7 protein-coding genes are annotated in these 11,937 nt (G+C 42.0%); all 7 read left to right on the forward strand.

Annotated features, from left to right (window positions below; all coding sequences use genetic code 11):
• The first annotated feature begins 79 nt into the window (after positions 1 to 79).
• The 7 genes from tet(Q) (at position 80) to E0E47_RS09845 (ending at position 11,888) form a co-directional block, all read left to right on the forward strand.
• The gene (gene tet(Q), locus E0E47_RS09815; protein WP_004291466.1) at positions 80 to 2,005 is read left to right on the forward strand and encodes a tetracycline resistance ribosomal protection protein Tet(Q); all 1,926 of its coding nucleotides are present in this window, start codon (positions 80 to 82) and stop codon (positions 2,003 to 2,005) included.
• Complete coding sequence (locus E0E47_RS09820) at positions 2,005 to 4,323, forward strand: hybrid sensor histidine kinase/response regulator (protein WP_004291467.1); 2,319 nt, start codon at positions 2,005 to 2,007, stop codon at positions 4,321 to 4,323. The genes tet(Q) and E0E47_RS09820 overlap by 1 nt, the downstream gene beginning before the upstream one ends.
• Entirely contained in the window at positions 4,316 to 5,638 is a 1,323-nt protein-coding gene (locus E0E47_RS09825) for a sigma-54-dependent transcriptional regulator (RefSeq protein WP_004291471.1), read from the forward strand. The genes E0E47_RS09820 and E0E47_RS09825 overlap by 8 nt, the downstream gene beginning before the upstream one ends.
• Before the next feature lie 279 nt (positions 5,639 to 5,917).
• Positions 5,918 to 6,340: a dihydrofolate reductase family protein gene (locus E0E47_RS09830; protein ID WP_004291474.1), complete on the forward strand. Its 423-nt coding sequence runs from the start codon at positions 5,918 to 5,920 to the stop codon at positions 6,338 to 6,340.
• A gap of 238 nt (positions 6,341 to 6,578) precedes the next feature.
• Positions 6,579 to 7,184, forward strand: a complete 606-nt coding sequence (locus tag E0E47_RS09835; protein ID WP_004304269.1) for an RteC domain-containing protein — start codon at positions 6,579 to 6,581, stop codon at positions 7,182 to 7,184.
• A gap of 302 nt (positions 7,185 to 7,486) precedes the next feature.
• Complete coding sequence (locus tag E0E47_RS09840) at positions 7,487 to 8,617, forward strand: ATP-binding protein (protein WP_004291480.1); 1,131 nt, start codon at positions 7,487 to 7,489, stop codon at positions 8,615 to 8,617.
• A 16-nt stretch (positions 8,618 to 8,633) separates the two neighbouring features.
• Complete coding sequence (locus tag E0E47_RS09845) at positions 8,634 to 11,888, forward strand: P-loop NTPase fold protein (RefSeq protein WP_004291481.1); 3,255 nt, start codon at positions 8,634 to 8,636, stop codon at positions 11,886 to 11,888.
• Positions 11,889 to 11,937 lie beyond the last annotated feature (49 nt).

Below are 11,937 nucleotides of genomic sequence, written 5' to 3' on the forward strand. Positions count from 1 at the left end.
GTTCTCATATGCTACGAGGAGGTATTAAAAGGTGCGTTTCGACAATGCATCTACTGTAGTATATTATTGCTTAATCCAAATGAATATTATAAATTTAGGAATTCTTGCTCACATTGATGCAGGAAAAACTTCCGTAACCGAGAATCTGCTGTTTGCCAGTGGAGCAACGGAAAAGTGCGGCCGTGTGGATAATGGTGACACCATAACGGACTCTATGGATATAGAGAAACGTAGAGGAATTACTGTCCGGGCTTCTACGACATCTATTATCTGGAATGGAGTGAAATGCAATATCATTGACACTCCGGGACACATGGATTTTATTGCGGAAGTGGAGCGGACATTCAAAATGCTTGATGGAGCAGTCCTCATCTTATCCGCAAAGGAAGGCATACAAGCGCAGACAAAGTTGCTGTTCAGTACTTTACAAAAGCTGCAAATCCCGACAATTATATTTATCAATAAGATTGACCGTGCCGGTGTGAATTTGGAGCGTTTGTATATGGATATAAAAACAAATCTGTCGCAAGATGTCCTGTTTATGCAAACTGTTGTCGATGGATCGGTTTATCCGGTTTGCTCCCAAACATATATAAAGGAAGAATACAAAGAATTTGTATGCAACCATGACGACGATATATTAGAACGATATTTGGCGGATAGCGAAATTTCACCGGCTGATTATTGGAATACGATAATCGCTCTTGTGGCAAAAGCCAAAGTCTATCCGGTGCTACATGGATCAGCAATGTTCAATATCGGTATCAATGAGTTGTTGGACGCCATTTCTTCTTTTATACTTCCTCCGGCATCAGTCTCAAACAGACTTTCAGCTTATCTCTATAAGATAGAGCATGACCCCAAAGGGCATAAAAGAAGTTTTCTTAAAATAATTGACGGAAGTCTGAGACTTCGAGACGTTGTAAGAATCAACGATTCGGAAAAATTCATCAAGATTAAAAATCTAAAGACTATTTATCAGGGCAGAGAGATAAATGTTGATGAAGTGGGTGCCAATGATATCGCGATTGTAGAAGATATAGAAGATTTTCGAATCGGAGATTATTTAGGTGCTAAACCTTGTTTGATTCAAGGATTATCTCATCAGCATCCCGCTCTCAAATCCTCCGTCCGGCCAAATAAGCCCGAAGAGAGAAGCAAGGTGATATCCGCTCTGAATACATTGTGGATTGAAGACCCGTCTTTGTCCTTTTCCATAAACTCATATAGTGATGAATTGGAAATCTCGTTATATGGTTTGACCCAAAAGGAAATCATACAGACATTGCTGGAAGAACGATTTTCCGTAAAGGTCCATTTTGATGAGATCAAGACTATCTACAAAGAACGACCTATAAAAAAGGTCAATAAGATTATTCAGATCGAAGTACCACCCAACCCTTACTGGGCCACAATAGGGCTGACTCTTGAACCCTTACCGTTAGGGGCAGGGTTGCAAATCGAAAGTGACATCTCCTATGGTTATCTGAACCATTCTTTTCAAAATGCCGTTTTTGAAGGGATTCGTATGTCTTGCCAATCTGGTTTACATGGATGGGAAGTGACAGATCTGAAAGTAACTTTTACTCAAGCCGAGTATTATAGCCCGGTAAGTACACCTGCTGATTTCAGACAGCTGACCCCTTATGTCTTCAGGCTGGCTTTGCAACAGTCAGGTGTGGACATTCTCGAACCGATGCTCTGTTTTGAGTTGCAGATACCCCAAGTAGCGAGTTCCAAAGCTATTACAGATTTGCAAAAACTGATGTCTGAGATTGAAGACATCAGTTGTAATAATGAGTGGTGTCATATTAAAGGGAAAGTTCCATTAAATACAAGTAAAGACTATGCCTCAGAAGTAAGTTCGTACACTAAGGGCTTAGGCATTTTTATGGTTAAGCCATGTGGGTATCAAATAACAAAAGACGGTTATTCTGATAATATCCGCATGAACGAAAAAGATAAACTTTTATTCATGTTCCAAAAATCAATGTCATTAAAATAATGGAGCGGTCAGGAAATTTCTATAAGGCAATACGGTTGGGATATATACTTATCTCCATTCTTATCGGATGTATGGCATATAATAGCCTCTATGAATGGCAGGAGATAGAAGCATTAGAACTTGGCAATAAAAAAATAGACGAGCTCCGAAAAGAAATAAACAATATCAATATTCAAATGATAAAATTTTCTCTATTGGGTGAAACAATACTGGAATGGAACGATAAAGATATCGAGCATTACCATGCACGGCGTATGGCAATGGACAGTATGCTCTGCCGTTTCAAGGCCACCTATCCAGCAGAGCGCATCGATAGTGTGCGCAGTCTTTTAGAGGATAAGGAACGACAGATGTTCCAGATAGTCCGGTTAATGGATGAACAACAATCTATTAACAAGAAGATAGCCAATCAAATTCCGGTTATTGTACAGAAAAGTGTGCAGGAACAGTCCAAAAAGCCAAAACGAAAAGGTTTCTTAGGCATATTCGGCAAAAAAAAGGAAGTAACTCCAGCAGTATCAACCACTATCCTTCATTCGGTCAATAGAAACGTAATCAGCGAACAGAAAGTGCAGGATCGCCAATTGTCGGAACAAGCCGACAGCCTTGCAGCTCGTAATGCAGAACTTAACAGACAACTGCAAGAATTGATTTGCCAAATAGAAGAAAAGGTACAAACCGAACTGCAAAGCCGGGAAAACGAAATAGTTGCCATGCGTGAAAAGTCATTTATGCAAGTAGGCGGTTTAATGGGATTCGTTCTTCTATTGTTGTTAATTTCCTACATCATCATACATCGTGATGCAAAAAGCATTAAACAATACAAGCACAAGACAACTGATTTGATAAGGCAACTGGAACAATCCGTACAACGGAACGAGGCACTGATAACGTCAAGGAAGAAGGCGGTACATACTATCACCCATGAACTGCGCACACCGCTGACAGCAATAACAGGCTATGCCGGACTGATACGGAAAGAACAGTGTGAGGATAAGTCCGGGCAGTATATCCAAAACATACTGCAATCCTCCGACCGTATGCGGGATATGCTTAACACTTTGCTTGACTTCTTCCGCCTGGACAACGGCAAGGAACAGCCCCGTCTGTCACCCTGCCGGATTTCAGCAATCACGCACACACTTGAAACGGAGTTCATGCCTGTTGCCGTGAACAAAGGGCTGTCCTTGTCCGTGAAGACTGGACACGATGCCATTGTATTGACCGACAAAGAGCGAATAATACAAATCGGGAATAACCTGCTGTCAAACGCTGTCAAGTTCACAGAAGAAGGCGGTGTTTCTTTGATTACTGAATATGATAATGGAGTTCTGACACTGGTCGTTGAAGATACAGGTACAGGCATGACAGAAGAGGAACAGAAACAAGCGTTCGGTGCGTTTGAACGTCTATCAAATGCCGCCGCAAAGGAGGGTTTCGGGCTTGGGCTTGCCATAATGCGTAATATTGTGTCGATGCTTGGCGGAACAATCCGTTTAGACAGCAAGAAAGGGAAAGGCAGTCGTTTCACAGTTGAAATTTCTATGCAGGAAGCTGAAGAACAGCTTGGATATACAAGCAATACACCTGTTTATCATAACAATAAATTCCATGATGTTGTCGCCATTGACAATGATGAGGTATTACTTCTGATGCTGAAAGAGATGTATTCCCAAGAAGGAATACACTGCGACACTTGCACCGATGCTGCGGCACTGATGGAAATGATACGCCAGAAAGAATACAGCCTGTTGCTGACAGACTTGAATATGCCCGATATAAACGGTTTCGAATTGCTGGAACTGTTGCGTTCGTCCAACGTGGGCAATTCACCAACAATCCCGGTGGTTGTGGCAACCGCTTCGGGCAGTTGTAACAAAGGGGAACTATTGGCAAAAGGCTTTGCCGGATGCCTGTTCAAACCGTTCTCCATATCGGAACTGATGGAGGTTTCCGACAGGTGTGCCATAAAAGCGACACCGGACGGGAAACCGGACTTTTCCGCCTTATTGTCCTATGGCAATGAAGCCGTCATGCTGGAAAAGTTGATAACTGAAACAGAAAAGGAAATGCAGGCGGTACGGGATGCAGCAAAAGAAAAAGACCTGCAAAAGCTGGATTCCCTGATCCACCACCTGCGCAGTTCGTGGGAGGTGCTCCGTGCCGACCAACCGCTGAATGTACTTTACGGATTGCTTCGTGGCGATGCTCTCCCGGATGGTGAAGCGTTAAGCCATGCCGTGACTGCCGTGCTGGATAAGGGAGTGGAAATAATACGGTTGGCAGAAGAGGAAAGGAGAAAATACGAAGATGAATAAGACAAAAATAATTGTGGTGGAAGACAACATCGTGTATTGCGAATATGTCTGCAATATGCTGTCACGGGAGGGCTACCGCAATATGAAGGCTTACCACCTCTCAACCGCGAAGAAACATCTGCAACAGGCAACAGATAATGATATCGTGGTTGCCGACCTGCGTCTGCCTGACGGCAGTGGCATAGACCTTTTGTGCTGGATGCGAAAGGAGGGAAAGATGCAGCCCTTCATCATTATGACCGACTACGCCGAAGTTAATACCGCCGTGGAAAGCATGAAACTCGGCTCGATAGACTATATTCCCAAACAGCTTGTGGAGGATAAACTTGTCCCCCTGATCCGTTCCATACTGAAAGAACGTCAGGCAGGACAACGCCGTATGCCTATATTCGCCCGTGAAGGTTCCGCCTTTCAGAAAATCATGCACCGCATAAGGCTGGTAGCCGCCACCGATATGAGCGTGATGATATTTGGTGAGAACGGCACGGGCAAGGAGCATATTGCCCACCTGTTGCATGACAAGAGCAAACGTGCAGGCAAGCCATTTGTGGCGGTGGACTGCGGTTCACTCTCCAAAGAGCTTGCACCGTCGGCTTTCTTCGGACACGTCAAAGGTGCATTTACAGGTGCGGACAATGCCAAGAAAGGATATTTCCATGAGGCGGAAGGCGGCACGTTGTTTCTGGACGAGGTAGGAAACCTCGCGTTGGAAACCCAACAGATGTTGCTCCGTGCCATACAGGAGAGGCGGTATCGCCCGGTCGGAGACAAGGCAGACCGGAATTTCAATGTCCGCATCATCGCTGCTACCAATGAAGATTTGGAGGTATCGGTGAATGAAAAGCGTTTTCGGCAGGATCTTCTGTACCGCCTGCACGACTTCGGGATAACCGTTCCTCCGTTGCGTGACTGTCAAGAAGACATTATGCCGCTGGCAGAGTTCTTCCGTGATATGGCAAACAGAGAGCTGGAGTGTAGCGTGAGCGGGTTCAGTTCCGAAGCACGTAAAGCGTTGCTGACACACGCATGGCCGGGCAACGTGCGGGAACTTCGGCAGAAAGTTATGGGTGCTGTATTGCAGGCGCAGGAAGGTGTTGTCATGAAAGAGCATCTGGAACTTGCCGTGACGAAACCGACCTCTACTGTCAGCTTCGCCTTGCGCAATGACGCGGAGGATAAGGAGCGGATATTGCGTGCGTTGAAACAGGCAAACGGCAACCGGAGTGTCGCCGCAGAACTGCTCGGCATAGGCAGGACAACACTATACAGCAAACTTGAAGAGTATGGACTTAAATATAAATTCAAGCAATCATAGCCCGTAATTCACTGAATTTGGCTATCTTTGCATAACATTTGAGAAAAACGGCGATTGGCAGGAGCTTTTCGCCGCCAACATATAGGATAAGACCGCAAGGCGTTTCAAGCGAAAATCTGGTAAATTGGAACTACGGAGACGATTGCGTGATGCTTATGCTATGCTTACGCATAGCGTGCATTCACGTACTCTCCGTAAAGGCTTTACCAGAGCCATCGCTTGAAGGTAGTGTGAATTGCACGCTACTTTTTTACCCTTGCCTAACGAAAGGAAACGATTATGGGTAAAGTTCAGATTCTCGCCGTACTGACGATGGACGGATGTCTTTCTTCAGAGTTATATGATAAAGCACATCAGGATTTGTGCCTTGACCGTTGCGGTCTTGATGAAATCAGGAAGAAAGCCTTTTACCGTGTGACACCGGACTATTCCATTTCAATGCTGCACGAATGGAGAAAAGACTGCACAAACATCCGTTACCTCGCGGAAGCCACACCGGACACGGCAGACTATATAAACGGACTGCTGCGGATGCACGCTGTGGATGAAATCATACTATACACCGTTCCTTTCATATCCGGAAGCGGACGACATTTTTTTAAGTCGGCTCTGCCAGAGCAACACTGGACGCTTTCCTCTTTGAAAAGCTATCCCAACGGTGTATGTCGCATTATCTATATCCTTGATAAAAAAGCAAGATAGCCAAAATGTGCGGCAAGCATACATTTCTATTTTCAGGAATAGAATAAATGTTCCGATTACAAACAATTTAAGTCGGAGATAATTTGTCCTTGTGAAAAAATACTGAATTTTATACCTCTGAAATCCAGCACTTTGTAAAATTGAGTGTTGGATTTTTTATTTTCTGCCGCGTTTTTTGCCAATTATATTCATGTGCGCACGCAGAAAACAAAGTGTAATTTTCAAAATTGACAGAACCATGAATTATTTCTTGTTGGCGGAAACCGACTTTTTCCGCCTGATAAACGAAGCCGGCGACTGCAATATGGAAACGGCATACACGGCTTTCGCCACCCAAGTGATCGAACTGTGCAACGGCGGCATGGACATGAACCTTACCGTCATCGCGCTTGCCTACATCGAAATCGAGTTGCAGCACCATCCCGTACGTAATCTGTCAGAAGAAAAAAGAGAGATTGCCGCCTACGTCAGCAAGGCTCTGTCTTTCGTAAGAAAGATGCAGAAATTCCTTGCCACGCCCCAAGTGCCACCACTAATATCCGCCAACAACGCAACAGAAACCACCGCCAGCCTTCTTCAATGGACGGGCAATGCCATCGACCTCGTGGAACTTATCTACGGCATAGACGTGATGGGCTGCATCAACAACGGCAATATGCCGCTCAAACAGCTCGCCCCACTTCTCTATAAGATATTCGGGGTTGATTCTAAAGACTGCTACCGCTTCTACACTGATATCAAACGCCGGAAGAACGAAAGCCGCACCTATTTCATTGACAGGATGCAGGAAAAACTGAACGAGAGAATGTTGCGTGATGAGGAGTTGGAGCGGATGAGAAAATAAAAAAATATCCATTACATATGAGAAGACAGGAATACTCGTATCCTGTCTTTTTATTTTCATTTAATTATATATTAATTAGCACAATATATGTGAGTTTTTCATTCCTATAAGGACAAATTTCAGAAACGTATGTCTGGTAAATTATTGAGTCATCATAGTATGAACATATATCATTACTAAAAACAATGAAACAACTTCCATAAGATTGTGGTTGTAAAAATCGCCATTTAATAGCCCGTTTTTTTTGTAAAATTCGCCAATTAAAAAAAATATGATTATCTTTGCATTATATTTTATAAGGTATGGAAACAGTAAATAGAATACTTCAAGAGAAGATTACAGCACGAATCGCGCCCAATAAAGCAGTACTGATTTTTGGTGCTCGCCGTGTTGGTAAAACGGTAATGATGCGTAAAATTGTGGACAACTATTCAGGTAGGACGATGATGCTCAACGGCGAAGACTACGACACATTAGCACTATTGGAGAATCGCTCAATAGCCAATTATCGGCATTTATTGGATGGTATTGATTTGCTGGCTATTGATGAGGCACAGAACATACCACAAATCGGTAGTATTCTGAAGTTGATAGTTGATGAAATACCGGGAATAAGTGTCTTGGCAAGTGGTTCTTCGTCATTCGATTTGCTGAATAAGACTGGTGAACCGTTGGTCGGCCGCAGTACGCAATTTCTCCTTACACCATTCTCGCAACGGGAAATCGCACAGACGGAAACGGCACTTGAAACCCGCCAGAACCTCGAAGCGCGCTTGATTTACGGTTCCTATCCCGAAGTAGTAATGATGGAGAACTATGAACGTAAAACAGACTACCTACGTGATATTGTCGGTGCATACCTGCTTAAAGATATCTTAGCAATTGACGGCTTAAAAAATTCGAGCAAGATGCGCGATCTACTGCGATTGATAGCTTTTCAGTTGGGCAGCGAAGTTTCTTACGAAGAGTTAGGTAAACAACTCGGCATGAGCAAGACGACCGTTGAAAAATACCTCGACCTATTGGAAAAGGTCTTCGTTATCTATCGTCTGGGGGCTTATTCGCGTAACCTACGCAAGGAGGTTACAAAAGCTGGCAAGTGGTACTTCTACGACAACGGCATTCGCAATGCCATTATCGGGGCTTTCTCACCGCTGGCCATTCGGCAGGATGTCGGTGCGCTGTGGGAGAACTACATCATCGGAGAGCGGCGCAAAGCGAACTTCAATGAGGGACTGCACAGGGAGTTCTATTTCTGGCGCACCTACGACAAACAGGAAATCGACCTGATTGAGGAGAGTGCCGACAGTCTTACCGCCTTGGAGTTCAAGTGGGGAAATAAAATGCCGGCCGCACCGAAAGCCTTCCAAGAAGCCTATCCCTATGCCGAGTTTCATGTGGTAAATCGGGAGAATTATTTGGAGTTCGTATAATCAATAAATTACGTATATGGAAACAAAACTACAATCCAAACAGCAATATCCGCGGTTTATCCAAAATAAACCGTGTGGTATTGACAAATTCGATGGAGGTTCGCAAGAAAGGTTGGCAAAAACTATTGCTCGCCATTTTTGTCAGAATGATTCATTGGATGAGGAATGTACTTTACCTCGAATTATCGGCATCGAAGGTATTTGGGGATCTGGAAAATCCAACGTGGTTAAAATGTTGGAACGTGAATTATCAGACGACTATTACTTTTTTGAGTATGACGCATGGGGACATCAAGAGGACTTGCAACGCCGCTCTATATTGGAATTGCTTACAAGCAAACTTATTGATGATGGTATCCTATCTGGAAATGCAACAATAAAAGTCAAAGGTGGAGGTACGAAAACCGTATCATGGTCTGAAAAGCTGAAATATTTATTAGCCCGTAAAACGGAGACCGTAACCGAAAAATATCCCCTTATCAGTAATGGTATGGTTGCGGCATTTTTGGTTGCAGTTTTAACTCCGATATTTACATTTATTGCGTATGCAGTAAAACCTACACCCACAACATGGTGGTTTTCTTTATTGTCTATTATCATAGCTGCACTGCCAGTTCTTATTGCATTGTGCGTTTGGAAATGGGCATATAGCAAAGATCATAAATATGGATGGAGTTATATGTTAGCTATTTATCAAGATAAAGTCGAAAAGGACGTTTGCTATGAGACTTTGAGCGAAGACGAACCAACGGTTTACGAGTTCAAAACATGGATGCAAGACATTTCTGATTTTATCAAGGAAAAAGGACAACGTAAATTAGTCCTTGTTTTTGACAACATGGATCGTCTCCCCGCTGAAAAAGTAAAAGAATTATGGTCTTCTATCCATACGTTCTTCGCCGATAGCGGTTTTGAAAATGTTTGGGCTGTTATTCCTTTCGATGAAACACATTTAGCTTGTGCATTCGGAGATGAGACCGACGAACAAACGAAACAACTGACCAAGTATTTTATCAATAAAACTTTCCCTATTGTTTATCGTGTTGCTCCTCCTGTTATTACCGACTATCGAAGTATATTCAACAAACTGTTTGTTGAAGCATTTGGAGAAACAGAAAATGAAGCGAAAGAAACTATAAATCGGATATTCAGATTGGTAAATCCTAATGCCAATGTTAGGGAAATTATATCATATATCAATGAGATGGTCGCTCTTAAACAAGAGTGGTGTAACGAAATTTTGATGATAAACATAGCATTGTTCTGTTTGAAGAAGACGGATATTCTGGCAAATCCAGTAGAACAAATATTGTCCGGCGACTATCTGAATGGCATTCAAACAATAATTAACAATGATCTGCAAACACAACGCGAAATTGCAGCTTTGGTATATGGTGTCGATGTTGAAGATGCTCGACAAATTCCATTGAAAAAATATATTGAAGGCTGCATCAACGGAGAAGAAGACCACGACATAAATCAATATGCAGAGACTAATAAACAATTTGACACTGTATTAGAAGAAGTTATACAATGTATGGACAATGCGCTTATCGATAAGATTATACATTGTTTGCATAAATTAACTCGAAAGAGCGATGTTATTCTGCGTGTATGGCAAAGAATAGCACAATTGAAATTAAAAGAATCCATAGAGAAGCAGGTGTTCCCTGTCGAATACCAAGAACTGCTGTTGCATTTAGACACGGAAAGCCAAAACCATGTGATTGCTCAATTATATAAGAAGATAGTTCGGTTCAATGACTTCAATGGCGGCGACTATTTCAAAACGTTAGATGCAATAGACAGGTTTATTGCGCAAAATAAGTTGGCGTGCGATTTTACGTCATTGATTGAAGCAAAAACAGTCAAGCCAAATACATTTATCGATTATATTCAAGCTGCAAATGCAACAGATGCTGCCTATCGGGATAACGCGACAACTAAAGCATATAAATATTATCAAGTAGCAACAAATTCGGAGGCGCTCGATAATTATTTGGCAAACTTACTACCCGATAATTTCGACCATGCAGATATTGTAAAAACGTTAAAAGATAATTCTACCTATACGTTTCCAACGCTTTTGCAAGCGATCACGAATTGCATTGATGAACAGAATGTAAATAAAGATAATATAGGGGCTATATTTACAACCTATCGTTTATTGGCATCTGACGAAGAAAGACCTTTACCTGTAACGTTAGATTCAACCTACATAAATCAGTTGCATTCTGAATTAGAAACTGATGGCCGAAACATTAAAGAGTCTGGATATTACGATTTAGTCGCCATGCAATTGGCACATGGTCATTCCGTTTCCTTAATAGAGGGTGGAGATATAAAATATGTTGCAGAACTCATGGACTATTATGTGGATCATGGAGACTTATTAGTAAATAGTGTGGGATGGAATATACCGCTATTAAATGAAACACTACAATACATGGTAAATCATAAACTTGGCTATAAATTATTGCTCTCAGACATATTGCCCCAATTTGAAGATATTAAGAACAGAATAGGTGTAACGGATGAGGTATTTATCGAGCATTTAGCAGAGTGGAATACCGATTTGGATAAGTATATCACTAAGAACAATATTAAAGATGTAATTCCTGACGCATCTTTTTACGATTTGACCACTAAAATAAGCAATGTCCTGACCGATCATATCAATAAAATAGCGTTCGAAGCGTTGTCTGAAATAAGTGTTGATACATTATACGCCCAAAGAACAGCACATACATCATATTATTGGTTTGTCGCAATAAAACATTTACTGGCTAAAATCAAATCCTTGCCAGATAACTTGACTGAATTTGGCAAAAAGATTCTGATGGATATTGCTTCTGGAACTCAAAGTTTGAATCCTTTCCCTAATTGTTTCAAGAATATAGTTGAAAGATTGGATAAACGAAAAATTAAATCGACAGTTACCGATATAAGAAATGATTTCTGCATCGGTAAAAAGACTATCAATGCAATAAAGTTTCAATTTTTCGAAACATGGCTTAGATCGCATGGTAATTTGAAAAGTCAAGCTGGAGACGTTATTGATAAAATAGTGAAACCTGTAATTTCCGATGGGGCATGCCGTTCATTGATTCTGCAAAACAAAGATTTTTATATGGATTTAATAAATACAGCAGGGGATGATGCTTATGAATTGAAAAAGAGTCTCCGAAACCTCATACAAAAAGATTCAGATCCGCAATTGGTTAAATTTGTCAATTCGATAGATTCAGTACCTGAGGTTGAAACCGCGTAAGTATTTGTCTAACAAGTCCGAATTTTACGATTTTACCCGTCAGAACTGA

Origin of the sequence: Paraprevotella xylaniphila YIT 11841 (assembly GCF_900683745.1) — a bacterium.
GTDB lineage: Bacteria > Bacteroidota > Bacteroidia > Bacteroidales > Bacteroidaceae > Paraprevotella > Paraprevotella xylaniphila.